Annotated in this window: 18 protein-coding genes; 8 read left to right on the top strand and 10 right to left on the bottom strand. The window is 73.3% G+C overall.

Going from position 1 to position 24,836, the window contains the following annotated elements; genetic code table 11:
* Positions 1-5 precede the first annotated feature (5 nt).
* Positions 6-1,577, top strand: a complete 1,572-nt coding sequence (locus tag ACIGAQ_RS19525; RefSeq protein WP_399784309.1) for an NADH-quinone oxidoreductase subunit M — start codon at positions 6-8, stop codon at positions 1,575-1,577.
* Complete coding sequence (gene nuoN / locus ACIGAQ_RS19520; RefSeq protein WP_399784307.1) at positions 1,574-3,223, top strand: NADH-quinone oxidoreductase subunit NuoN; 1,650 nt, start codon at positions 1,574-1,576, stop codon at positions 3,221-3,223. Before ACIGAQ_RS19525 ends, nuoN begins: the two co-directional genes overlap by 4 nt.
* 61 nt (positions 3,224-3,284) lie before the next feature.
* Here nuoN and ACIGAQ_RS19515 read toward each other — a convergent pair whose 3' ends face one another.
* Positions 3,285-3,866 (bottom strand): hypothetical protein, encoded by a 582-nt coding sequence (locus ACIGAQ_RS19515; protein ID WP_399784304.1) that lies wholly within the window; start codon positions 3,864-3,866, stop codon positions 3,285-3,287.
* A gap of 326 nt (positions 3,867-4,192) precedes the next feature.
* Here ACIGAQ_RS19515 and recQ point away from each other — a divergent pair, with 326 nt between their 5' ends.
* Positions 4,193-6,397, top strand: a complete 2,205-nt coding sequence (recQ, locus tag ACIGAQ_RS19510; RefSeq protein WP_399784301.1) for a DNA helicase RecQ — start codon at positions 4,193-4,195, stop codon at positions 6,395-6,397.
* 55 nt (positions 6,398-6,452) lie between these two features.
* Here the strand turns inward: recQ and ACIGAQ_RS19505 are convergent, their stop codons facing one another.
* From ACIGAQ_RS19505 to fahA, 8 genes are all read right to left on the bottom strand, one after another.
* Entirely contained in the window at positions 6,453-9,266 is a 2,814-nt protein-coding gene (locus ACIGAQ_RS19505; protein ID WP_399784652.1) for a fumarate reductase/succinate dehydrogenase flavoprotein subunit, read from the bottom strand.
* Positions 9,267-9,289: 23 nt separating this feature from the next.
* Complete coding sequence (locus ACIGAQ_RS19500) at positions 9,290-10,123, bottom strand: ABC transporter ATP-binding protein (RefSeq protein WP_399784298.1); 834 nt, start codon at positions 10,121-10,123, stop codon at positions 9,290-9,292.
* Positions 10,107-11,003, bottom strand: a complete 897-nt coding sequence (locus ACIGAQ_RS19495; RefSeq protein ID WP_399784295.1) for an ABC transporter permease — start codon at positions 11,001-11,003, stop codon at positions 10,107-10,109. Before ACIGAQ_RS19495 ends, ACIGAQ_RS19500 begins: the two co-directional genes overlap by 17 nt.
* The gene (locus ACIGAQ_RS19490; protein WP_399784292.1) at positions 11,000-12,346 is read right to left on the bottom strand and encodes an ABC transporter substrate-binding protein; all 1,347 of its coding nucleotides are present in this window, start codon (positions 12,344-12,346) and stop codon (positions 11,000-11,002) included. The genes ACIGAQ_RS19495 and ACIGAQ_RS19490 overlap by 4 nt, the downstream gene beginning before the upstream one ends.
* Before the next feature lie 15 nt (positions 12,347-12,361).
* A complete protein-coding gene (locus ACIGAQ_RS19485) occupies positions 12,362-12,589 on the bottom strand; it encodes a ferredoxin family protein (protein WP_043497678.1) in 228 nt (75 codons plus the stop codon).
* Between the two features lie 33 nt (positions 12,590-12,622).
* The gene (locus tag ACIGAQ_RS19480) at positions 12,623-13,423 is read right to left on the bottom strand and encodes a GntR family transcriptional regulator (protein WP_399784284.1); all 801 of its coding nucleotides are present in this window, start codon (positions 13,421-13,423) and stop codon (positions 12,623-12,625) included.
* A 128-nt stretch (positions 13,424-13,551) separates the two neighbouring features.
* Entirely contained in the window at positions 13,552-14,490 is a 939-nt protein-coding gene (locus ACIGAQ_RS19475; protein WP_399784649.1) for a M56 family metallopeptidase, read from the bottom strand.
* A 471-nt stretch (positions 14,491-14,961) separates the two neighbouring features.
* Positions 14,962-16,173 (bottom strand): fumarylacetoacetase, encoded by a 1,212-nt coding sequence (gene fahA, locus ACIGAQ_RS19470; protein WP_311680419.1) that lies wholly within the window; start codon positions 16,171-16,173, stop codon positions 14,962-14,964.
* Positions 16,174-16,490: 317 nt separating this feature from the next.
* Here fahA and ACIGAQ_RS19465 point away from each other — a divergent pair, with 317 nt between their 5' ends.
* The 5 genes from ACIGAQ_RS19465 (at position 16,491) to ACIGAQ_RS19445 (ending at position 23,760) form a co-directional block, all read left to right on the top strand.
* Positions 16,491-17,738, top strand: coding sequence for a DegT/DnrJ/EryC1/StrS family aminotransferase (locus tag ACIGAQ_RS19465; RefSeq protein ID WP_311680417.1), 1,248 nt, complete (start codon positions 16,491-16,493; stop codon positions 17,736-17,738).
* A gap of 4 nt (positions 17,739-17,742) precedes the next feature.
* A complete protein-coding gene (locus ACIGAQ_RS19460; protein WP_399784281.1) occupies positions 17,743-20,148 on the top strand; it encodes a lipopolysaccharide biosynthesis protein in 2,406 nt (801 codons plus the stop codon).
* 215 nt (positions 20,149-20,363) lie between these two features.
* The gene (locus ACIGAQ_RS19455; RefSeq protein WP_399784279.1) at positions 20,364-22,178 is read left to right on the top strand and encodes a glycosyltransferase; all 1,815 of its coding nucleotides are present in this window, start codon (positions 20,364-20,366) and stop codon (positions 22,176-22,178) included.
* Positions 22,175-22,615, top strand: coding sequence for a hypothetical protein (locus ACIGAQ_RS19450; protein ID WP_399784276.1), 441 nt, complete (start codon positions 22,175-22,177; stop codon positions 22,613-22,615). The genes ACIGAQ_RS19455 and ACIGAQ_RS19450 overlap by 4 nt, the downstream gene beginning before the upstream one ends.
* On the top strand, positions 22,612-23,760 hold the full coding sequence (locus tag ACIGAQ_RS19445) for a glycosyl hydrolase (RefSeq protein WP_399784273.1): 1,149 nt from the start codon (positions 22,612-22,614) through the stop codon (positions 23,758-23,760). The genes ACIGAQ_RS19450 and ACIGAQ_RS19445 overlap by 4 nt, the downstream gene beginning before the upstream one ends.
* A 14-nt stretch (positions 23,761-23,774) precedes the next feature.
* Here ACIGAQ_RS19445 and ACIGAQ_RS19440 read toward each other — a convergent pair whose 3' ends face one another.
* Positions 23,775-24,530 (bottom strand): polysaccharide deacetylase family protein, encoded by a 756-nt coding sequence (locus ACIGAQ_RS19440; RefSeq protein ID WP_362276834.1) that lies wholly within the window; start codon positions 24,528-24,530, stop codon positions 23,775-23,777.
* Positions 24,531-24,836 lie beyond the last annotated feature (306 nt).

The following is a 24,836-nucleotide window of genomic DNA, read 5'->3' as shown; positions in this document are numbered from 1 at the left end:
TACCGATGTCCTTTCCCCTGCTGACAGCGACAGCGGCGCTCCCGGCGATCGGGGCGATCGCCACGGCCGCCGTACCGGCCGCGCGGCGCACCGCCGCCAAGTGGCTGGCGCTGCTCTTCTCGCTCGCCACGCTCGTGCTGGCGATCGTCGTCCTGGTCCGCTTCGACCCGGGCGGCGAGCGCTACCAGCTCACCGAGTCCCACGCCTGGATCGCCGACTTCGGCGTCCGCTACGAACTGGGCGTGGACGGCATCGGCGTGGCGCTGATCGGGCTCACCGCCCTGCTCATCCCGTTCATCATCCTGGCGGGCTGGCACGACGCCGACCCGCTGGAGACGGGCAGCAGCCGGTGGCGGCCGACGCAGGGCTTCTTCGCCCTGATCCTGGCCGTCGAGGCGATGGTGATCCTCTCCTTCGAGGCCACCGACGTCTTCCTCTTCTACATCTTCTTCGAAGCCATGCTCATCCCGATGTACTTCCTCATCGGCGGCTTCGGGGACCGTGCCCACGAGCACGGCGAGAAGACGGCGGCGACGCAACGCTCGTACGCCGCGGTGAAGTTCCTCCTCTACAACCTGGCCGGCGGCCTGATCATGCTGGCCGCGGTGATCGGCCTGTACGTCGTCGCCGGGAACTTCTCGCTCCAGGAGATCGCCGAGGCCCGCGCCAACGGCACGCTCGACATGGCGACCAGCACCGAACGCTGGCTGTTCCTCGGCTTCTTCTTCGCCTTCGCGGTGAAGGCGCCGCTGTGGCCGCTGCACACCTGGCTGCCCAACGCGATGCAGGAGTCGACGGCCCCGGTCGCGGTCCTCATCACGGCGGTCGTCGACAAGGTCGGCACCTTCGCGATGCTCCGCTTCTGCCTCCAGCTTTTCCCGGAGGCCAGCAAGTGGGCCACGCCCGCGATCCTCGTCCTCGCCCTGATCAGCATCATCTACGGGGCGCTGCTCGCGGTCGGCCAGCGCGACATCAAGCGGCTGGTGGCCTACGCGTCGATCTCCCACTTCGGCTTCATCATCATGGGCATCTTCGCGATGACCAGCCAGGGCCAGTCCGGCGCGACGCTGTACATGATCAACCACGGCATCTCGACGGCCGCGCTGATGCTGGTCGCCGGCTTCCTGATCTCCCGGCGAGGCTCGCGGCTCATCGCCGACTACGGCGGGGTGCAGAAGGTCGCCCCGGTGCTCGCCGGCACCTTCCTGATCGGCAGCCTCGCGACCCTGTCGCTGCCGGGGCTGGCGCCGTTCGTCAGCGAGTTCCTCGTCCTGGTCGGCACGTTCACGCGCTATCCGGTGATCGGCATCATCGCCACCTTCGGCATCGTCCTCGCCGCGCTCTACACCCTCGTCCTCTACCAGCGGACGATGACGGGCCCGGTGAAACCCGAGGTCAGCGCCATGCCCGACCTCAAGGCGCGGGAACTCGTGGTGGTCGCCCCGCTGGTCGTACTGCTGATCTTCCTGGGCGTCTACCCGAAGCCCGTCACGGACATCGTCAACCCCGCGGTGGAGCAGACCATGTCCGACGTTCAGAAGAAGGACCCCCAGCCCGAGGTGGAGGCGGCCAAGTGAGCGCATCAGCCGTCCACAGCCTGTGGACAACCGCGGCCGAGCCGATCACCAAGATCGACGCGCCCGAGTTCGAGTACGGCCAGCTGGCGCCCACCCTGATCGTCGTCGGAGCGGCGATCGTCGGGATCCTGGTCGAAGCGTTCGTACCGCGCAAATCCCGTTACTACGTCCAGATGTTCGTCTCCGTCGTCGCGCTGGCGGCCGCCTTCGCCGCGGTCGTCGCCCTCGCGGCCGACGGCTACGGCACGACCAAGGCGCGCATCGCGGCGATGGGTGCGATCGCCGTCGACGGACCGGCCCTGTTCCTCCAGGGCACGATCCTGCTCGCGGCCCTGGTCGGCCTGTTCACCTTCGCCGAGCGGCGCCTGGACCCGGTGGCGCACGGCAACCGCGTGGACTCCTTCGCCGCGCAGGCCGCGTCCGTGCCGGGCAGCGAGAGCGAGAAGGCCGCGGTCAAGGCCGGGTTCACCACCACCGAGGTGTTCCCGCTGCTGATGTTCGCCGTGGCCGGCATGCTGATCTTCCCGGCGGCCAACGACCTGCTGACGCTGTTCGTGGCCTTGGAGGTCTTCTCCCTGCCGCTGTACCTGCTGTGCGCCCTGGCCCGCCGCAAGCGGCTCATGTCGCAGGAGGCGGCGGTCAAGTACTTCCTGCTGGGTGCCTTCGCCTCCGCGTTCACGCTGTTCGGCATCGCGCTGCTGTACGGCTACGCGGGCTCGATGTCGTACGCGACGATCGCGCAGGTCGTCGACGGCACCGTCCAGGACGTGAACCCGGCGCTCGCCGACACCATGGGCAACGACGCGCTGCTGCTGGTCGGCGCCGCGCTGCTGGTGATGGGCCTGCTGTTCAAGGTGGGCGCGGTGCCCTTCCACATGTGGACACCGGACGTGTACCAGGGCGCGCCGACCCCGGTGACCGGCTTCATGGCGGCGGCGACCAAGGTGGCGGCCTTCGGCGCGCTGCTGCGGCTGCTGTACGTCGTCCTGCCCGGCCTGCGCTGGGACTGGCGGCCGGTGATGTGGGCCGTGGCGATCGTCACCATGCTGGGCGGTGCGATCGTCGCGATCACCCAGACCGACATCAAGCGGCTCCTGGCGTACTCGTCGATCGCGCACGCCGGGTTCATCCTCGCGGGTGTCATCGCGACCACGCCCGACGGTGTCTCGTCCGTCCTCTTCTACCTGGCCGCGTACTCGTTCGTGACGATCGGCGCCTTCGCGGTGGTCACGCTGGTGCGCGACGCCGGCGGCGAGGCGACGCACCTGTCGAAGTGGGCGGGGCTGGGCCGGCGCTCGCCGCTGGTGGCGGCCGTGTTCGCGGTGTTCCTGCTGGCCTTCGCCGGCATTCCGCTGACGTCCGGCTTCTCCGGGAAGTTCGCCGTGTTCAAGGCGGCTGCGGAGGGCGGGGCGGCCCCGCTCGTCGTCATCGGTGTGATCTCGTCGGCGATCGCGGCGTTCTTCTACATCCGTGTCATCGTGCTGATGTTCTTCAGCGAGCCGCGGCCCGAGGGCCCGACGGTGGCCGTGCCGTCGCCGCTGACCATGACGGCGATCGGCGTCGGTGTGGCGGTCACGCTGGTGCTCGGTGTGGCGCCGCAGTACTTCCTGGACCTGGCGGGGCAGGCGGGCGTGTTCGTCCGCTGAACGCCCGAGCGAGCGCGGGACCCGGTCTCCTCAGGGGGCCGGGTCCCTTCGCGTGTGCGGGTCAGGGGCACTGCACCCTGCGGTTCCAGGGGTGGAAGACGCCCCTGGGGTTGTCCGTGAAGATCCAGGCGTGCAGCGTGTAGACGACGCCCAGGCCGGGGATCTCCTCCGGCCCCTCGAAGTGGCGGTCGCCGAACATGACCGGCCGGTCGCGGTCCGTCTCCACGTTCTGGTCGGCGTCCCGGACGATCCACTCCACGGCCCCGGCGCGCAGCTTGCCGTGCCGGTCCCTGTGATAGACGACCGCGGCCGGTTTCACCGGATCGGTGGAGTTGATCAGCCGCTGGTTGACGTAGTGGTAGCCCATGGCGCCCTCGCCGGACCGGGCGGCGCAGGGGCCGGCGGGGAGGTAGCCGTCCCGCTGGGCGCGCTTCACGTGCTGGTAGTGGCGCGTGGCGGCGTAGGTCTGGATCAGCTCCGGTGCGGAGTCGTGGCCGTGTCCGGTGCCGATTCCGGTGCCGATTGCGGTGCTGTGCCCGGCGCCGTGGGCGGGGGCGGCGGTGAGGGCAGGGGCGGCGGTGAGGGCGAGCGCGGTGGTCAGGGCGAGGACGCAGGCGGCCTTGAGGGTCTGGACGGGGGGCATGTCGAGTGCTCCTTGCGGAGAGGGACGCCCGGGCGGGCGCTCGTCAGGAGGACGCGGTGGCGCCCGCCGGGGGGAGGGACGGACGGGGGGCGTGGGACGCGGGCCGCACCCGGGCCGCGTGAGCAGCTTCGCCCGACGGGTGGGGGCGTGCCAGACGGGCCGTCCATTGGGCTGAGTCGAACGGGAGTGTGGGCCGCTCTCGCCCCATCGGCCGGGACCTGTGGATAACTCCGGGGCTGTCGGTGCGGGCGCCTATGGTGGACGCAGTGGTCGAGGCGCGACGCACGGGGGACGCAACGATGGGCGCGACGGGCGGGACGGGTGTGATGACGGAACGAGGCACGGTGACCGGCGCCGGGACGGATGCCGGTACGGGCGCTGAGACCGAGGCCGGTACGGGCGCCGAGACGGACGTCGGTACGGGGGCGGGGACGGATGCCGGGGCGGACGCGGAGGCCGGCGCCGGGTTCGGTGCCGGGAGCGCGGCCGGGTTCGGCGGTGGATCCGGCGCTGCCGGCGACGGACCGGCCGGGCCGCTCGGCGCCGACGCGAGCGAGGCACTGACCGCGCTCCACCGGGTCTTCGGCTACGGCGCCTTCCGCGGCGAGCAGGAAGCGGTCATCGAGCACGTGGTCGCCGGCGGCGACGCCGTCGTACTCATGCCCACCGGCGGCGGCAAGTCCCTGTGCTACCAGATCCCGTCCCTGGTCAGGCCGGGTACGGGCGTGGTCGTCTCCCCGCTCATCGCCCTGATGCAGGACCAGGTGGACGCGCTGCGGGCCCTGGGCGTGCGGGCCGGGTTCATGAACTCCACGCAGGACTTCGACGAGCGCCGGATGGTGGAGGCCGAGTTCCTCGCCGGCGAGCTGGACCTGCTGTACCTGGCGCCGGAGCGGCTGCGCCTGGAGAGCAGCCTGGATCTGCTCTCCCGCGGCAAGATCTCCCTCTTCGCCATCGACGAGGCGCACTGCGTCTCCCAGTGGGGCCACGACTTCCGGCCCGACTACCTGGCGCTGTCGCTGCTCGGCGAGCGCTGGCCGGACGTCCCGCGGATCGCGCTCACGGCCACGGCCACGCGGGCGACGCACCGGGAGATCACCGAGCGGCTGAACATGCCGTCGGCCCGCCACTTCGTGGCCAGCTTCGACCGGCCCAACATCCAGTACCGGATCGTGCCCAAGGCCGACCCGAAGAAGCAGCTGCTGGCCTTCCTGCGCGAGGAGCACGCGGGCGACGCGGGCATCGTCTACTGCCTGTCGCGCAACTCGGTGGAGAAGACCGCCGAGTTCCTCAGCCGCAACGGCATCGAGGCCGTGCCCTACCACGCGGGCCTGGACGCGGGGACGCGCGCGGCCCACCAGTCCCGCTTCCTGCGGGAGGACGGCCTGGTCGTGGTGGCGACCATCGCCTTCGGCATGGGCATCGACAAGCCGGACGTCCGTTTCGTCGCCCACCTCGACCTGCCCAAGTCGGTCGAGGGGTACTACCAGGAGACCGGCCGGGCCGGCCGCGACGGACTGCCGTCGACGGCCTGGATGGCCTACGGGCTCAACGACGTCATCCAGCAGCGCAAGCTGATCCAGTCCGGCGAGGGCGACGAGGCCTTCCGGCGGCGGGCCCAGGCCCACCTCGACTCGATGCTGGCGCTGTGCGAGACGGCCCAGTGCCGCCGGAGCCAGCTCCTCGCCTACTTCGGCCAGGACCCGGACCCGGCCGGCTGCGGCAACTGCGACACGTGCCTGACCCCGCCGGAGACCTGGGACGGCACGGTCGCCGCGCAGAAGGTGCTCTCGACGGTGGTGCGGCTGCAACGGGAGCGCGGGCAGAAGTTCGGTGCGGTGCAGATCATCGACATCCTGCTGGGCAAGCGCACCGCCAAGGTCATCCAGTTCGACCACGACCAGCTGTCGGTGTTCGGCATCGGGGAAGACCTGACCGAGGGCGAATGGCGGGGCGTGATACGGCAGTTGCTCGCCCAAGGGCTGCTCGCGGTGGAGGGCGACTACGGCACGCTGGTGCTGACCGAGGCCAGCGGAGCGGTGCTGCGGCGGGAGCGGGAGGTACCGCTGCGCAAGGAGCCGAAGAAGCCGGTGGTCTCGCGCTCCGGGTCGTCCGGGTCCTCCGGAGGGTCCGGGCGGGGCGAGCGCAAGGGCAGAACCGTCGCCGCCGAGCTGCCCGAGGAGCTGCTGCCGGCGTTCGAGGCCCTGCGCGCCTGGCGGGCCGAGCAGGCCCGCGAGCAGGGCGTCCCGGCGTACGTCATCTTCCACGACGCGACGCTGCGGGAGATCGCCCTGGCGTGGCCGGCGTCGGTGAGCGAGCTCGGCGGGATCAGCGGGGTGGGCGAGAAGAAGCTCGCCACCTACGGCGAAGGAGTGCTCGGCGTGCTCGCCTCACTGGGCGGGCCGCCCGGAGCGGCCCCGGCGCCCGACTCGACCTCGCCGGCTCCGGCTCGGGCCTCCGGCCCGGGCGGGAAGGACCCGGACGACTGGCCCGAGATGGACGCGGAGCCGGAGCCCGACGACTGGATATAGCTGCGGACCCGGTCGGGAGACGGCCGCCCGGCACCGGACCCGCAGGCCCCGTAGGTCACAGCGCGCGTGACGCGTATGCCCTGACGTCGGCGTCGGAGTCCGTCGTCGCCGTGGCCAGGGCCGCTCGGGCCTCCGCCGAGGACCGGTGCCGGGTCAGGGCCAGGACGGCCGCCTTGCGGACATCGGCGTTGGCGTCCGCGAGGGCCTTGGCGAGCGCGGGGACGGCCACGTCGGGTGCGGCGACGGACAGGGCCGTCGCCGCACCGGCCCGCACCTGCCAGGCCGGCTCCGCCAGGGCGGCGACGGCGCGTCCGGCCAGGGGCGCCGGGCAACCGGTCGTGCCCAGTGCTCCGTAGGCCGCCGCGCGCACCAGGGCGTCGGGGTCGTCGAGCAGCCCGGTGAGGGCGTGGGCGACCGGGTCGGCCCCGACGGCGTCGCCCTCGCCCGGCGGCGCTCCGGCGGACAGCCGTTCCGCCCTCACGGTGGCCAGGCCCTTGGCGATCGCCACCCGGACCTCGCGGGACGGGTCGGTGGCCGCCGCGCCCGCCAGTGCGTCTGCGGCGTCGACCGACACCAGGGCGCGCACGGCCTCGATCCGCACCGAGAGGTCCGAGTCGCCCAGGGAGGCCGCGAACAGGCCGGGGTCCCCGAGGCGCAGGGCGCGCAGGACGTCCAGGGCGGCGGCCCGGACCACCGGGTCGGGCTCGTCCAGGGCGGTGGCGAGACCGTCGCGCAGGCCGGGCTCGGGAGGGAGCGTCTCGACGAGCTCGCGCAGGGACGCGGCCGCTGCGGCACGGACCTCGGCGGCGGTGTCCCCCAGGGCCGCGGCGAGGGCGGGACCCGTCCCCGGCGGCAGCGTCTCGGTGAGCACGGCGACCGCCTCGCGCCGGACGGCGGGCGCGGGGTCGGCCAGGTACGGCTGGAGGGCGTCGAGTTCGGGCTCCTCGTCGGCGAGGGCGACGAGTTCGAGGAGGCGGGCGGAGGACCGTCCGCCCGCGGGGGCGGCGGGTGAGGCGGCGGGTGCGGCGACAGCCCGCTCCGGCTCCGGGACGCCGGCCCCGGCCGCCACCGGTGCCAGATCGCGGGACCCCGCCGTCGCGACGTCCTCGGCGTGCACCTCGCCGATGGGCCGGGACGCGCCGCCGACCGGATCGAAACCGTCGACCGGAACGAGATAGGGAGCCACGGGACGAGCCGTGAACTCCATCGCGCCAGAGGGGGACTTGTGCAGATCGAGGTGGTGGAACCAGGACGTGTCGTCCCGCCGGGGGTGGTCGAGCCGGTCGTGGTAGAGACCCCAGCGGGACTCCGTGCGGGCCAGGGAGGAACGCGCGGCCATCTCCGCGCAGTCGCGGATGAAGCCGACCTCGGCGCAGCGCATCAGTTCGTGCGCGGTGCGGGCGCCCATCGCGGCGATGTCGTCCCGCATCCGTTCGAACGCCTCCAGGGCCAGCGACAGCCGGGCGCCGGACTTGGGCGGGGCGACGTAGTCGTTCACGAAGCGGCGCAGTTTGTACTCGACCTGGGGCTGGGGCGGGCCGTCGGGGTGGCGCAGCGGGCGGTAGATCAACTCGTGCGCCTCGCGCAGCTGGTCCGCCGGCAGTGTTCCCTCGTAGGCGGTGTACTGCGCGGCGTCCGCGCCCGCCAGGTCGCCGAAGACGAACGCGCCGATCATGTAGTTGTGCGGCACGCAGGCCAGGTCGCCGGCCGCGTACAGGCGGGGCACGGTGGTGCGGGCGTGGTCGTCCACGCGGACACCGGAGGCGGAGTGGCCGCCGCACAGCCCGATCTCGGAGATGTGCATCTCGACGTCGTGCGTGCGGTAGTCGTGACCGCGGCCGGAGTGGAAGGTGCCACGGGTGGGGCGTTCGGTGGAGTGCAGGATCGACTCCAGCGCGGAGACCGACTCCTCCGGCAGGTGGCTCAGCTTGAGGTAGACCGGGCCCCGGTCGGACGCCACCTCTGCCGCGAACTCGGCCATCATCTGGCCCGACCAGTAGTCGGAGTCGACGAAGCGCTCGCCGTGCCGGTTGACCTGGTAACCGCCGAAGGGGTTGGCGACATAGGCGCAGGCCGGGCCGTTGTAGTCCTTGATCAGCGGGTTGATCTGGAAGCACTCGATGCCGGTGAGCTCGGCCCCGGCGTGGTAGGCCATGGCGTAGCCGTCGCCGGCGTTGGTGGGGTTCTCGTAGGTGCCGTAGAGGTAGCCGGAGGCGGGCAGGCCCAGGCGGCCGCAGGCGCCGGTGGCGAGGATGACCGCGCCCGCGCGGACCTGGACGAACCGCCCGGTGCGAGTGTGGAAACCGGCCGCCCCGACGGCACGCCCCTGCGCCGTGAGGACACGCACCGGCATCACCCGGTTCTCGATGCGGATCCGCTCCCGCATCTCCCGCCGCCGCAGTTGCCGGTAGAGGACCTTCTTGACGTCCTTGCCCTCCGGCATGGGCAGGACATAGGAGCCGGAGCGGTGCACCTGGCGGACCGCGTAGTCGCCGTGCTCGTCCTTCTCGAACTTCACGCCGTAGGACTCCAGCCGCTGCACCATCGAAAAGCCGCGGGTGGCGGTCTGGCGGACGGTGGACTGGTCGACGATGCCGTCGTTGGCACGGGTGATCTCGGCGACGTAGTCGTCGGGTTCGGCACGGCCCGGCACGACGGCGTTGTTGACACCGTCCATGCCCATGGCGAGCGCGCCGGAGTGACGGACGTGCGCCTTCTCCAGCAGCAGCACGTTCGCGCCGTGCTCGGCGGCGGTCAGGGCGGCCATGGTGCCGGCGGTGCCGCCGCCGATGACGAGGACGTCGCAGGTCAGTTCCTCTGCGTCGGCGAGGGGAGGGACGGCGAGGGGGGTGCCCACGGGGGAGTTCACGGAGATGGTCACCGGGGTGCCTTTCACGTACCGAGCGAGGTGAGGACGTCGCGCCGCAGGGCCAGGCGCGCGGGGTCGTCGTGCGCGCCCCGGTCGCGGGGGCGGGGTACGTCCCGGACGGCGGCGACACCGCCCGCGGCGAGCAGGGCCACGCGGTCGCCGAGGAACAGCGCCTCGTCCACGTCGTGGGTGACGAAGACGACGGTGGCGCCCGTGCCCCGGAGCACCTCCACCAGGAGGTCCTGCATGCCGGCACGGGTCTGCGCGTCGAGCGCTCCGAACGGCTCGTCCATCAGGACGGCGCGCGGGCGCGCGGCCAGGGCGCGGGCCAGCTGGACGCGCTGGCGCTGTCCGCCGGAGACCCGGTGCGGCAACTGCCCCGCGTGGGCGCCGAGTCCGACCCGTTCCAGCCAGGCCCGGGCCCGGTCCCGGCGTTCCGCGCGGGGGACGCCCCGGATGGCGAGCGGCAGTTCGACATTGGCGCGCAGCGTGCGCCAGGGGAGCAGGGCATCCTCCTGGAAGATCAGGGCGCGGTCGGCGGCGGGGCCGGACAGCGGGTGGCCGTCCTGGGTGAGCTCTCCGGCCAGTGGCGCCAGCAGGCCCGCGAGGGTGCGCAGCAGGGTCGACTTGCCGCAGCCGGACGGGCCGACGACGGTGAGGATCTCACCGGGCGCGACATCGAGGTCGACGCCGTCCAGGGCGGGTGCGCCGGGGCGGCCGAGACGGGCACCGGCGAGGACGAGCCGGGTACCGCGCCCTGCCGTCCCCGCGGCTCGGGCCTCCGGCTCGGGCGACGTGCCCGGGACGGTCCCCGGCTCGGGCGACGTGCCCGGGACGGTCTCAGACGAGGTGCTCATCGCGTGCCTCCTCGGGTCGGGCCCCGCCGGGCCGGGCGGGGGGCGCGGCGGGCGTCGGCTGTCCGCCTCCGGTGAGGCGTGCGGGCCGCGGGGGCCGGGGCGTCCGGACGGCGGGGTCGTAGGCGGTGCGGGGGAGCCAGCGGGTGAGGCGGCGGCCCAGCAGTTCCACGGCCGTGGAGGTGAGCCAGCCGAGCACGCCGATCGTGGCCATGCCGACGAAGACGCCCGGGTAGTCGACGACGGTGTAGTCCTGCCAGGTGCGGTAGCCGACGCCGTACTGGCCGGAGATCATCTCGGCGGAGATCACACAGATCCACGAGACGCCGATGCCGACGGACAGGCCACCGAAGACGCCGGGCAGCGCGCCCGGCAGGACGACCGAGCCCAGGATCCGCCACCGACCGCCGCCCATGGTGAGCACCGCCTCCTCCCACACAGGGGTCAGCGCGCGCACGGCGTGCCGGGTGGAGACGAGGACCGGGAAGAAGGCGGCGGTGCAGGTGATGAAGACGATGCCCTGCTCGTTGGAGGGGAACAACAGGATCGCGACCGGGACCAGGGCGATCGCCGGGACCGGGCGGATCACCTCCAGCACCGGCCCGAGCAGGTCCTCGGCGAGACGCGAGCGGGCCACGAGCACGCCCGTGGCCACGCCCAGGACGGCGGCCAGCAGGAAGCCGGTGAGGATCCGGGTGAGGCTGTCGGTGAGGTCCGTCCAGTAGTCCGGCCCGGACAGCCGTGCGGCGAAGGCGCGGGCCACGTCGGCGACCGTCGGGAACTGCGAGAACCGCAGCCACAGATCGACGTTCAGGCCGGTCAGCGCCTGCCACAGGCCGAGAGCGGAGGCCAGCGAGAGCAGGCGGAGCGCATACCGCCTCATGACGCCCGCTCCAGGGCGTCGGCGTAGGAGACGATCCGCGCCCCGGCGTGCCCGGCGATGTACGCCCGCGCGGTGTCGGGGGCGACGAAGGGCAGCAGCGTGTCGCCGTCGGCCACCCACACGGCCCGGTCGGCGAACCAGAGGGTGCCGGTGGTGGTGTCGGGGACGTAGGCGGCGCGCAGGGCGTCGCGGTGCCGGGCCACATGACGCAGCAGTGCGGAGGGGGAGGTGAACGTGAGGGTCTTCGAGGCGCCTTCGGGCCAGGCCTCGCTCGCGGCCGGGGCCGGCTTCGAGGCCAGCCGGTCGCGGTACGCCGCCGCTCCCAGGGCCTTCTTCACGTACCGGTCGTCGACGAAGGAGTCGACGTCCACGTCGCCGGTCAGCTCGGCCGACTTCAGAACCGACACGTCCTGCTTCAGGGCGGCCACGAGCCGGGGCTTGATCGCCGGATCGAAGGTGGCGATGCCGTGAGCGCCGTTGTAGAGGTAGACGACCTCGGCGGGCAGGCCGGTCGCCTTCGCGACCTTCTCGGCGGCGTCCACCGGGTGCTCGTTCAGGTAGTCGGTAGCCTCCGCCTGCGCCTTCAGGAACGCCTCCAGCACGGCCGGGCGCCGCTCGGCGAAGTCCTCCCGGGCGGTGACGCCGTGGAAGGTCGGCAGGTTCAGCCGGGCGCCGTCGTAGAGCGCCTTCGCCTTGCCCTGGTAGGCGAGCAGGCCCGGCCAGGCGACGAACTGCGACAGGGCGTCCGTGCTGCCGGCGGCGAGGGCCGAGGCGCCGACCGCCGGCTGCTGGTTGAGCTTCTCGATGCCGTCGGCCGGGTCGATGCCGGCGCGTTGCAGGGCCCGCACGAGCGTGCCGTCGGCGGCGGATCCGACGCTGGTGGAGACCTTCTTGCCCTTCAGGTCCTTCAAGGACGTCAGTTCGGAACCGGGTGCGGTGACGATGGTGTTGAGGCCGCCGCGCAGGTTGTAGCCGGTGACCGACACCAGCCGGGTGGGCCGGTCGAGCTGCTTGCCGCGGGCCGCGTTGATGAGCAGCGGGAAGTCGCCCATCGAGCCGATGTCGATCTTCCCGGCGGTCATCTGTGCGGTGATCGGGGCGCCGGTGGCGTAGTCCTGCCAGCTCACCTTGTAGCGGACGCCGTCGTCCAGGGCGTTGAGCTGCTTCTCGAAGGAGCCGAGGGAGCGCAGCAGGGTGCCCGCGGTAACGGTGTTGATCGTCCGGGACTGGTAGCCGACGGTGACGGTCACCGTGGAGCCGCCGCCGGCCTCGGCGTCACCGCCGCAGGCGCTGAGCGGGAGCAGCAGGACGGCGGCGGACACGGCGACGACTGTGCGTTTCATGACGGTTCGGGCCTCTCACCGGAGCAGATAGGGCATGTTGACGGTGACGGCTCCGGTGGGGCAGCGCGCCGCGCACGGGCCGCAGTACCAGCACTCGTCGACGTGCATGTAGGCCTTGCCGTTGCGCTCGTCGATGGCGAGGGAGTCCAGCGGGCACATGTCCACACAGAGCGTGCAGCCGTCGATGCACTTCGACTCGTCGATGGTCACGGGCACGTCGGCCCGCTGGGGCACCAAGGGCATGGCTGTCTCCAGGAGTGTGCGCGAGCGGGTGGGTCAGACGGACCGGTGCAGCAGACCGCTCATGGCGATGCGGTCGCCGCGGAACCGGATGAACTCCAGGTCGACCGGGCGGCCGTCCGCGAGGTGGGTGAGGCGTTCCAGCATGAGGACGGCGGCGCCGCGCGGGGCCTCCAGGACGGCGGCGGAGTGGGTGTCCGCGCTGACCGCCTCCAGGGTGATCTCGGCGTGGCCGAGGCGCCGGCCGGTGACGGCTTCCAGCAGGCGGAAGACGTCGGTGTTCTCGAGGTCGGCGCCGAGCAGTCCGGTGCCGATGTCGAGGGGGATGTAGGTGAGGTCGAGGGACAGGGGAAGGCCGTTGAGGCGGCGCAGGCGTTCGATGTAGAGGACGTCGGTGCCGGGCGCGAGGCCGAGGCGTGCGGCCACGGGCACGGGCGCCGGGGCGGGACCCATGGCGCGGACCTCGTTGGTGACGTGGCCGTGTTCGCGCAGGGTCTCCGCGAGGCCCATCAGCCGGTCGAGGCCGTGGGGGTACTTGTGGGCCACGACCACGGTGCCGACACCCGGCTGCCGTTCCACCAGCCCTTCGGACCGCAGCAGGTCGAGGGCCTCGCGGACCGTGTTGCGGCTGGCGCGGTAGTCGGCGGCGAGTGCCGACTCGTGGGGCAGGACGCCCTCGCCGAAGTCGCCGGTGAGCAGCTGACGGCGGAGCAGGTCCGCCAGTTGCCGGGCCCGGTCGGCGCGCAGCCGTCGCCGCGCGCGGTGGGCGGCGACGGTGGTCGCGGCGCCCTGTCCGGCGTGGTCTCGGATGCGGTCGGTCGGCATGGATCGGACCATACCTATCCGATAGGAAAAGTGGTGTTGCGGGAATGTTGCGCCACCGGGAGGGCGACCGGTTCCCCGTTCGACCTGCGTGTTCGCGGCGCCGACGGGCAGATCCGCCACCGGCCGCCGGCCCGGTGCGGCTACGACAGCGCCGTCAGGCCCGGGGCGAAGGCGATCAGCAGGGGCAGCAGCGGGACGAGCGCGGCCGTGGTGGTCGTCAGGGCGCGGTGCCTGCGGCCGAGCCGGGGCGGCGGTTCGAGGAGCCGGTCGACCCGTTCGCCCAGCAGCCGGTGGCTGGAGGCGCACGACAGCACGCCGCGGTGCTGGTTGAGCTCGATCAGGGCCAGGGCGGTGGTCAGGTGGCCGCAGCGGCGGGAGGCGGTGTCGTCGGCGGCCAGTTCGACCAGGCGGTGGGTCTGGTCGCAGAAGTGGGCGAACAGCGGGACGCGGGGGAAGCCGGTGGCCAGAGCGGTGGACAGGTGCAGCAGCCAGTCGTGGCGGGCCCGGGCGTGGCCGCGCTCGTGGGTGAGGACGGCGTCCAGCTGGTGGCCCGTCAGGCGGTGCAGGGCGCCCGTGGTGACGATCAGCTGGGGCGGGCTGCCGGGCATCCACCAGGCGTCGGGGTACTCGTCCTCCAGAACCAGCAGTGGACCCTTGGCGGCGGGCAGGCCGGCCGGCAGGTCGGGGGCACGCTCGCGCAGATGGGCGCGGGCCCGGGCCCTGCGCCGGCGTGCCTCGACGAGCTCCCGCGCGAGCATCGCGGTCGTCCAGGCGGCGCCGCAGGCCAGCAGCACGGTGAGGGCGGCGGCCCAGGGCGGGGCGGCGGACAGGTCGTACGCGGCGGTCACCGCGGGCGGAGCCGGGGCGAAGAGCTGCGCGCGGACCGTGCCGAACACGGCGGCCGCGCCCAGCGCGAGCGCCGTCACGCAGCACAGCAGGACGGTGGCGACCAGGCACTGCCACACCCACAGGGCGACCACCGGCTCCCGCTCCGGCCACGAGGCCCGGGTGAGCGCCTGGGGGACGGGGACGGCGGCCGTCACGGCGACGACGCTCAGCAGGAGCAGGCAGACGGTCATGGCCACGGGCTCCGGTTCCTGGTCGGAAAAGGGGCGGCTACGGGTCGTGCGGCGGGGGCGGTCACCGTGCGCGGGTGCCGCGCCCGGCGAGCGCACGGGTGACGCGGTCTCCGTGCCCGTCGGGGTCCGGCTGCCGTGCCCACCGGGGTCCGGCTGCCGTGCCCACCGGGGTCCGGCCGCCGTGCCCACCGGGGTTCGGCTGCCGTGCGCACGCGTGACCGCGACGAGCGCGGCCGGCGTGCCGTGCACCGCGCGGGTACGGGCACACCGCCCGTCGCCCAGTATGACGGGCCCGGGCGGTGTGCGTCAGGAGCCGGACGCCAACGGAAGGGCCGCGAGGGGCGATGGCCCGCCGGCCCGGACCGCTCGGGCGTCCACGGGGACCGTCCTGCCGGGTTCGTTCGGGTCCGTCCTGGGTCCGTCCTGGGCCCGTCCCACCGGGGTTCAGTCCTGGGCCCGACCCACCGCGGATCAGTCCGGGACCACCCGTCCCGTCACCTCGCCCAGTCCCACCCGGACACCGTCGGGCCCGGGGGCCCACGCCGAGAGCGTCACCACGTCACCGTCCTCCAGGAAGGTCCGCTTGCCGTCCGGGAGTTCGAGCGGGTCGCGGCCGTTCCAGGTCAGCTCCAGCAGCGAGCCGCGCTCGCGCTCCGACGGCCCGCTGACCGTCCCGGAGCCGTACAGGTCACCCGTGCGCAGGGAGGCGCCGTTGACGGTCATGTGGGCCAGCTGCTGGGCGGCCGTCCAGTACATGGTGGAGAAGGGCGGCTCGGAGACGACGTGGCCGTTGACGGCGACGCTGATCCGCAGGTCGTAGCCGCCGGGCTCCTCGTCGTTGTCGTCCAGGTACGGCAGCAGCGGGTGCGTCCGGGCCGGAGGCGCCACGAGCGCCTCCTCCAGGGCGTCCAGCGGGGTGATCCACGCCGAGACAGAGGTGGCGAAGGACTTGCCGAGGAACGGGCCGAGCGGCACGTACTCCCAGGCCTGGATGTCGCGCGCGGACCAGTCGTTCAGCAGACACAGGCCGAAGACGTGCTCGCGGAAGTCGCCGAGCGCCACGGGCCGGCCCATGCGGGAGGGCACGCCGACGACGAAGCCGACCTCGGCCTCGATGTCCAGCCGGACGGACGGGCCGAAGACGGGGGCGGCGTCGCCGGGCGCCTTGCGCTGGCCCGAGGGACGGACGACGTCCGTGCCGGAGACGACGACCGTGCCGGAGCGGCCGTGGTAGCCGATCGGCAGGTGCTTCCAGTTGGGGGTGAGGGAATCCTCGGCGTCGGGCCGGAACATCCGCCCGACGTTTCGCGCGTGGTTCTCGGAGGCGTAGAAGTCGACGTAGTCCGCGACCTCGAAGGGCAGGTGCAGCTCCACCGAGGACAGCGGGTGGAACAGCTTCCCGACGGTCTCGCGGTGGGAGGGCACGGTCACCCAGGCCGTCAGCGCCCGGCGGACGTCCGACCAGGCCGTGCGGCCCGCGGCCAGCAGCGGGTTGAGGCTCGGCTGCGCGAGCAGGGAGGCGTACGGGGAGCCGAGCGCGTGGGCCGCCGCGCCCGCGTCCAGCACATGGTCGCCGAGCCGGACGCCCACGGTCCGGTGCTCGGAGCCGGGAAGGGAGAACACGCCGTACGGCAGGTTGTGCGGACCGAAGGGGTCGCCCTCGGGGACATCGAAGGGGGGCATCGGGTGCTGCCTCGCTTTCGGGTGCGCCATGTCGTCGCCACGTGTCCGTGGTCGTGCCACACGTTACGGGTGACACACCGGTCCTGGGCAGGGTCCGCGGGGGCGAGCGGGAAGAACGGGGCAGGTGGAGCCGGGTGCGACCGGAGGAACCCGCCGGCGGTGACGGGCGCGGCGGACGGGACCGCACATGTGTACGTGCCGGAAGTTATCCACAGGACGCGACGCAATCTTGACGGAGCGGTGCGAACGGGGCGACTCTGGGCGGGTGCCGGAAGGCCTCGGGGAGGGGGCGTTCCGACGGCACACCAGGGGGGCGGATGGCCATTGGGGAGGCCGGTCCGGGCTCGGTGCGGCATGGTTCACGGCCGAAGCGGCTGGAAGAGACCATGCGCCTGCGGCTCGGCCGGGAATGTGTGTATGTACCGTCGTGCCGTTTCGGGCTGTACGTGGCGCTGCGCCACTGGTGCCCGCCCGGCGGACGGGTGCTGATGTCGCCGGTCAACGACGACGTGATCTTCTTCGTGGTGCTCGCCGCCGGACTGCGCCCGGTGCAGGCGCCCTTGAACCCGCTCGACGCGTCCATCGACATCGATGCCGTGCCGGACGAGGTGTGGAGCTCGGTGTCGGCCGTGCTCACCACGAACCTCTACGGCAACCCCGACCCGGCGCCGCGCCTGAGAAACACGTGCGACGCCTTGGGCATCCCGCTGTTCGAGGACGCGGCCCACGCCATCGGCAGCCGGGTGGGGGACCGGCCGGTCGGGGCGTGGGGCGAGGCCTCCGTGTTCAGCCTGTCCAAGCACGTCGGCGCCAAGGCCGGCGGCATGCTGTCCCTCGCCGACCCGGACCTGCGCCGGGCCGTGCAGGAGACCCGGGCGCGGCTGCTCACCCCGAGCCGGATCAGCTCCGAACTGGCCTTCGCGGTCAGGCCGTACGCCGAGGCGGCCGTGCGCGGGCTGCGGCTGCGGCGGGCCGCCCGGTCCGCGATCCGGCTGCTCGGGCTGGCCGACCGCGAGGAGATCCGGATGCCCCTGCGCCCGGACGAACTCGCCCTGGCCGCCCGCCGGGCGCCCGGGCTCGACGCTCACCACCCGTGGCTGCGCGTCGACATGCACGACTACCGCCTGGAGTCCGGCCGGCTGCGGCTCGGCCGCATCGGACGCAAGCTCGACCGGCTGGACGACGTGCTGGACGCCTGCCGGGCGGGCACGGAACTGCTGCTGGCCACGCCCTGGGCCAAGCCGCGCGACGCGCAGGGGACGCAACCGCTGTTCCGCGTCCCGCTGTTCGTCGAGGACCGGGACGCGGCGATCGCGGCCCTGGCGGACCGGGGCGTCGTCGTCGGCTACCTCTACGACCCGCCGCTGGACGACTACGCGGGCGCGCGGTTCACCGACCCCTCACCGGCCCCCGAGGCGGCCCGCTGGTTCGCCCGGCACGCACTGCCCGTGGACCCGCTGCGGGCGCGCACGGTCGTGGAGGTGCTGGAGCGCTCCGGGGCACGACCGGTCGACGCTCCGGGACGGCTGTCCCGGAGCGGACCGACACCGGGAGGGCTGGGGTAGTCCCGTGGCTGAGATCCAGGTGCACGAGCCCGCCACCGCGCGCGCCGGCGGCGGACCGAAACCTGCCGACAGCGAGCACACGCACGACTCGCTGTTCAAGAACGCCTACTTCCTCATGCTCAGCACCGGTGTCTCGGCCGTGCTGGGCCTGGGCTTCTGGCTGGTGGCCGCCCGCTACTACACGGAGGAGGCCGTCGGCCAGGGCTCCGCGGCCATCGCCGCGATGCGGCTGCTGGCCAGCATCACGGCGACGACCATGATCGGCGCTGTCGTCCGTTTCGTCCCCCGCGCGGGACGCGAGACCGGACGCCTGGTGTGGGGCACGTACGTGGCCAGCTCGCTGATCGTGGCGCTCGCCGCGGCCGTCTTCCTGCTCACGCTCGACGCGTGGGGGGCGTCGTACGCGCCGCTGGGCACGCCCCTGGCGGGCGCGGTGTTCGTCGCCGCGTGCGTGGCCTGGGCGCTGCTCACGCTCCAGGACGGGGTGCTCACCGGACTGCGCAAGGCGGAGTGGGTGCCCGCCGGGAACGCGGTGTTCTCGGTGGGCAAGCTCGTCCTGCTGGCCGTCTTCGCCGGCACGCTGCCCGTCCTCGGCATCTTCGTCTCCTGGGCGGTGGCGATCGCCTTCTCCACCCTGCCGCTGGGCTGGCTGATCTTCCGCAGGCTCATCCCGCGCCAGGCGGAGGCCGACCGCGACAAGGAGCCCCCGAAGATCCGGGACATGGGCCGCTTCCTGGCCGGTGACTCGCTGGGCGCGCTGTTCAGCCTGGCGATGATCAACCTGCTGCCGGTGATGGTCGCGGTCCGCTTCAGCGCCGCGGAGAACGGCTACTTCTACGTCGCCTACACCGTCGGCGGCACGATGGAGTTCATGGCCATCAACATGGCCTCCTCCCTCACCGCGCACGCCTCGCACGACCCCCGCCAGCTCGCCGACGGCGTCAAAGGGGCCCTGCGGCGCATGACGCTGCTGCTGGTCCCGGTCGTGCTGGTCCTCGTCCTGTTCGCCCCGTACATCCTCACGCCCTTCAGCCCGGACTACGCCGAGCACGGCTCGACCGTGCTGCGGCTGCTCGCGCTCGGCGCGCTGCCCCGGGTCGTGGTGGAGCTGTACATCGGCGTCCTGCGCGTCCAGGGGCGCACGGGTGTGCTCGCCGCGCTCCAGGGGGCCATGTGCGCCCTGGTGCTGGGCAGCGCGGCCGTGCTGTTCACTCCGGCCGGGATCGCCGGAGCGGGCTGGGCCGTGCTGCTCAGCATGACCCTGATCGCCGTCGTCTCCATGGCCGGACTGCGCGCCGCCCTGCGGCCCGACGAGCGCACACCCGCCGTGCGCGCGCCGGCCGACCCCTCCTACGGCACCCGCTGGGCGAAGCTGAACGCCACCGCCGGGTACGGCACGAGCTGGGCCCGCAAGGCCGCCTACCAGCCCACGGACGGCGACCAGGACACGGTCACGCTGTTCATAGGGCGCCCCGGTTACGAACGCGAGGCGCTGCAGGCGGACACGCTGGCCCTGATCGTGCGCGAGGAGGGGCCCACCCGCGAACCGCCGCAGGAGTCCGCGGACCCGCCCCCGGGGCAGGAGCCGTGGGAGCGGCGGCTGCGGGGTGCCCTCTGGGGCCTGCTCGGCGTGGCCGCGGTGTTCTTCCTCGCGCCGCTGCGGGACCTGCCCTGGCTGGACCGGGCGTCCGACACGGCACTGACCGGGCGTCAGCTGCTGGAGGGCCTGCCGCTGCCGTCGCTCGCCGCGGGAGGTCTGCTGCTCGTGGTGTTCGCCGCCGCCGTGACGCTGTGTGCCCGGCGCGATCCCTGGCTGCCCGGGACGGCTCTGTACGCCACCCTGCTCGCCCTGTACGCCGCGCCGGTCGCCCTCGGACGGGAACCGCGGCCGGTGGACGGGGCGTTGTACGAGAAGACGGCCGGCTTCCTCGCGGACGCACTGGGGCTTCACGGCCCCGAGGCGCTGCTGCGCTGGGCGCCGCCGGCCTGCCAGCTGCTGTGCCTCGTCCCGCTGTGGCTGCTGCTCGCGAGCGCGGGCGGACGGCTGACCTGGCCGGGGCGCTGGGGGCTTCTGTACCTGGTCGCGGTCGCCGGCTGGGTGTGGCGTGAGGCGCTCGCACCCGCCGCGCCGCCCCTGCTCGCCGCCCTCTGCGTACTCGCGCTGCTCCTGCCGCTCGGCCGCCGCGCCGCGTCCTCCCGGGGCCCGGCCGGCCCCACCCGCACGACCGTCACGACCACCACGACCGCCACGACCGCGGGCCGCACGGCCGACCGGATCGCCGACCGGATCGCCGACCGTCCCGCCGAGCACAGAGCCGAGCGTAGGTCCGGGCCCCCGGCCGAGCGCCCGTCCGGGCCCGCGGCCGAGCGCCCGTCCGAGCACACGGCCGACCGACGGCCCAGCGACTGACCGAACCGAGAGCCGGACCGGCCGAACCGGGCCGCGAAGAGCCGAACCGCCAGGGGGGAACCACCGTGCGTCCGCCAGTAACGCCAAAGGAGAGATCCACGCCAGAACCCACACCGGCACGCGACGGCGCGAACACCCCCGGCGGCACCCCCGAGACCGCCAGCCAGTCCTCCAGCCCGTCGTCCACGGAGTCGTCGAGTGCGGTCCACGAGCCCGTGACCGACCTGTCCGACCTGAGCCCGGTCCGGCCGGGCCGCGGCGCGCTCGCCTGGCCCGGCCTGCCGCTGCTCGCCGCGCTCGCGCTGTGGGTCTACGCGGTACGGCACACGGACGTCTCACGACTCGACGACTACGGTCTGGTCACCGCGCTGCACCCGACGTTCTGGGCCGGGCTGGTGGTGCTCACGGCCGGCTTCTGGTTCACGGTCCGCGATCCGCGCCGGCCGGGCGCCTGGGCGGCGGCGTACGTCCTCGGCCTGCTGGTCATGGAGCGGGCCACCCAGGCCGTGCTCTACCCGACCCCGCTCTACGCCTGGGCGTGGAAGCACGACGCGGTCATCGACCACCTGCTCACGGCCGGCGGCCTGCAGACGGCCGACCAGGTCGGCGACATGGCGGTGTACGACCAGTGGCCGGGCTTCTTCGCCGCGCAGGCCGCCCTGGTGCGGCTGCTCGGGGTGGAGTCGTCGGCGATGTTCATGGCCTGGTGGCCGCTGGTCTCCAGTCTGATGCTGCTGCTCCCGCTGCTGCTGATCTACCGCACCTTCACCGAGGACCGGCGGCTGATCTGGACCGCGGTGTGGCTCTTCTACGTCGCCAACTGGGTCGGGCAGGACTACTTCTCGCCCCAGTCCGTGGCCTACGCGCTGCACGTCGCCGTCCTCGCCGTCGTCCTGCGCCGCTTCGGCCGGTCCGCCGCACACGGCGGGCGGCCGCGGCAGGCGGTGTGGACGGTGGTGATCACGCTCCTGATCACGGCGATCGTCATCTCCCACCAGCTCACCCCGGGGATGCTGGTCGTCTGCCTGGCCGCCCTGTGCCTCAGCCGCCGCTACCGCGACTGGGTCCCGGTGGTCACGACCGTGGTGATCTTCCTGGCCTGGTGCCTGACGGCCGCGCTGCCCTTCCTGTCCGCCGCGATGCCCGACATGATCCGCTCCGTGGGCGACGTCGGCGCCAACGTCGAGACCGGCTACGGCGCCACCCCGACCGGCACGGGCGCCATCGCGACCTCCTGGGCGGCCCGGCTGCTGTCCGGCTCGGTCCTGCTGCTCGCGGCCGCCGGGGTGCTGCGCCAGCGGGTGGTGCGCCACCGCGCCCGGCCGTTGCTGCTGATCGCGGCGGCCCCGCTGCCGATGTTCGCGGCGAGCAGCTACGGCAGCGAGATGATCTTCCGGGTGCTGCTGTTCATGCTGCCCGGAGCCGCCTTCTTCGCCGCCGCGGCGATCCTGCCCAAGGTCCGCACGCTCGCCGCCGACGCCGCCGCGCAGGCCGCCGACGGCCCACGGACCGGACCCGCCCGCGGCAACCGCCTGCGGGCCGGCACCTGGGTGCCGCTGGCCGCGCTGCTCGGCGGCACGCTGGCCTTCGTCCCGGCCTACTCCGGCAAGGACCGGATCAACTACTTCCCGCCGCAGGAAGTCGCCCTCGTACGGCAGCTGTTCGACCAGGCACCCGACGGCTCGCTCGTCGTGGCCGCCAACCGCAACTACCCGCTCGCCTACGACTCCTACTGGAGCGTCGACCACTACTGGTTCCTGGACGACGCCCGCAGCCATGTCGACCGGATCGTGCGGGACCCGGCCGCCACGCTCGCCGGCGACATGGCCGGGGTGGAGCGGCCGGCCCGGGCCTACTTCCTGCTCACCCAGGGGCAGTTGGCCAACTCCGAGATGAACGGGCAGCTCACGAGGGAGCAGCTGGACCGGATCCAGGACTCGGTCGCCGCCTCGCCGAGGTTCCGGCTAGTCGCGGAGAACGGCGCCGGATGGCTCTACGAACTGAAGCAGGCGGGGGGAGTAGAGCGATGACACCGCAGGAGCTCGTGGTCCGGATGCTGCCGCCGTTCACCGGCTGGCTGGCGCTCGCCGCGCTCGCCCTGCCCGGCGGGTCGCCGCTGCGGGGCGCCGCGGTCGCGCTCTTCCTCGCGGCGGGCCCGGGCGCGGCCCTGGTCAGGGTCTGCGCCCCCGCGTTCGCGGCGCGGCCCGCGGAAGGGCCCGTCGAGCGCCGCGACCCCGACTTCGCCCGCCACTCCGACCTGCTGGAACGGCTGATGCTGACGCTGTTCCTGAGCATCAGCGCCGTGATGCTCGTGGCGACCGTGCTGATCGCCACGCACACGTTCAGCGCGCAGCGGGTGCTGCTGACGCTGACGCTGCTGACCACACTCGCCGCGTTCTGTCCGCCGCTGCGCGCCTCCCCGCCGGCGCGGACGACACCGAGGACACCGAAGGGTTCCGCTCCGTGAGGTTCAACCGTCCCCACCGTCCCTTTCGCCGCGGGCAGCATCCGGCCGGACAGCACCGCAGGCCACCGCTGGAGGAACAGCGGGCCACCCGCCCGTTCGCGTCGAGCCGGCGCCGCCTGCTGATCACCTCGGCGACGGTCGTCAGCGCGGTCCTGGTCGCCGTCCTCGCCCTGCGGGACGCCTCCGGGCCGCAGGACCAGGGAGCCGCCGGTGCCAAGGCGGACTGCCGCCCCACACAGCTCCTGGAACCGCCCTGCGGCGCCTGGTTCGGCGCGTTCGTGCCGCACGAGCGGGACGACCTGCCGGAGAAGGTGCGGGCCTACGAGAAGCGCGTGGGCCGCCCGCTCGACATCGTGTACACGTACCACGACATGTCCCTGCCCGAGGGCACCCGCCGTGAAGGACAGCTGCTCACGCCGGAGGAACAGCGCGTCGGCGAGGATCGCCTGCTGCTGCTGTCCTGGGAGAGCAAGTGGTGGGGCGGTACGAAGCGGCAGCAGCCGACCTGGAAGCAGATCGCCGACGGCCGGCTGGACCGGACGGTCATCGACGTCCAGGCCCGGCGCATCAAGGACTACGGCAGGAAGGTGTTCCTCTCCTTCGACCTGGAGATGGACACCCGCACCCCGGCCAACGGCACGCCCGCCGAGTTCGTGAAGGCCTACCGGCACATCCACGACCGGTTCCGCGAACTGGGCGTCGACAACGTGGTGTGGACGTGGATCACCACGGGGTATCTCGACCACGCCGACGTGATCAGGAAGATGTACCCGGGCGACGAGTACGTCGACTGGATCGGCTACAACCAGTACAACTACTACCGCTGCCACAACACCGGCTGGCTCACCTTCGCGCAGACGCAGGACGCCACGCACGAGTGGATCCGGAAGAACATCTCCGACGACAAGCCGCTGATGCTCTCCGAGTTCGGTACGGCGGCGGACTCGGCCCGCCCGCAGCGGCAGGCCGAGTGGTACGCGCAGGTGCCCGGGGTGCTGAAGGGCCTGGAGGGCGTGAAGGCGGCCCTGCAGTGGAACTACCGCGACCCCGGACCGCACTGCAACCTCGCCCTGGCCGACGACGCGGCCTGGGACAGCCTGCGCAAGGCGGTCGCCGACCCGTATCTCAACCAGCCGCTGAAGTAGCCGGGGCGGCCGCGTCAGCCGGCGAACTCGGGCCCGCGCACCAGTGCGCGGGTCCGCCGGTACCACCGCCAGGCGATCGTCTTCGGCCCGTCCCGGTACGGCGCGACGCGCGCACCCGTCCCGGCCAGCCAGGCCTCGACGTCGGCGACGGTGTGGCCGCGGCGGACGATGAGCCGGGCGATGCGGTACCGCTCGTCGTGGTCGGAGCTGAGGGCGTGGCGGACGGCGGTCGCGGTCTCGTAGCCGGCCCGGGCCGACATGGCGCGCACGCGCGGGCTGTTGTAGCCGTGCGGGTAGGCGAGGTGCCGGACCTCGTGCCCGAGGGCGTCCTCCAGCACGGCCTTGGAGGTGCGCAGTTCGTACGCCAGGTCCTTCGCGGACAGCGTGTCGAGTTGCGCGTGCGTGACCGTGTGACTGCCGATCTCCATGCCGGAACGTTCCAGCTCCGCCACGCCGGCCAGGGACATCATGGGGGCGGGCGGCAGCAGACTGCGGCCGCCCGGGGCGAGGGCGCCGGTGGTGAGATAGGCGGTGGCGGGCAGCTCCCGTTCGGCCAGCGCCTCGGCGGTGGGTCCGGGCAGATCGGCGAACCCGTCGTCGAAGGTGAGCAGCACGGGCCGGGGCGGCAGGGGCGCCCGCCCGGCCAGATGATCGGCGACCGCGCTGATCGTCACGGGCGTGCGCCCGCTGCGCACCACGGCGTCCAGATGCGTGGCGAACTGCTTCGGCGTGACGGTGAACTCGGCGATCCAGTCGGGCGGATCGTCCATGACGGAGTGGTAGAGGAAGACGGGGATGACCGCCGAACGACCAGCCCCGACCGCGTCCTTCGCGTCCCGAGCCGCGCCCCCATCAGCCGCATCCCCCCGCTGCCCGCCGCCGCGCGCCGGGTCTGCCGGCCCCTTGTCCCCGCGCGGGCCGAGGGTGCCTGCCGGGTCTGTCGGTGTCCCGTCCCCGCGTCGGCCGTGGGTGCCTGCCGGGTCTGTCGGTGTCCCGTCCCCGCGCGGGCCGTGGGTGCCTGCCGGGGTCACCGGTGCCGCGTCCCCGTGCCGCGCACCAGTGCCTGCCGCTGTCGA

It is taken from the genome of Streptomyces sp. NPDC085932, from assembly GCF_044540525.1.
Lineage (GTDB): Bacteria > Actinomycetota > Actinomycetes > Streptomycetales > Streptomycetaceae > Streptomyces > Streptomyces levis.
This window is presented reverse-complemented; position numbering and strand designations above follow the sequence as displayed.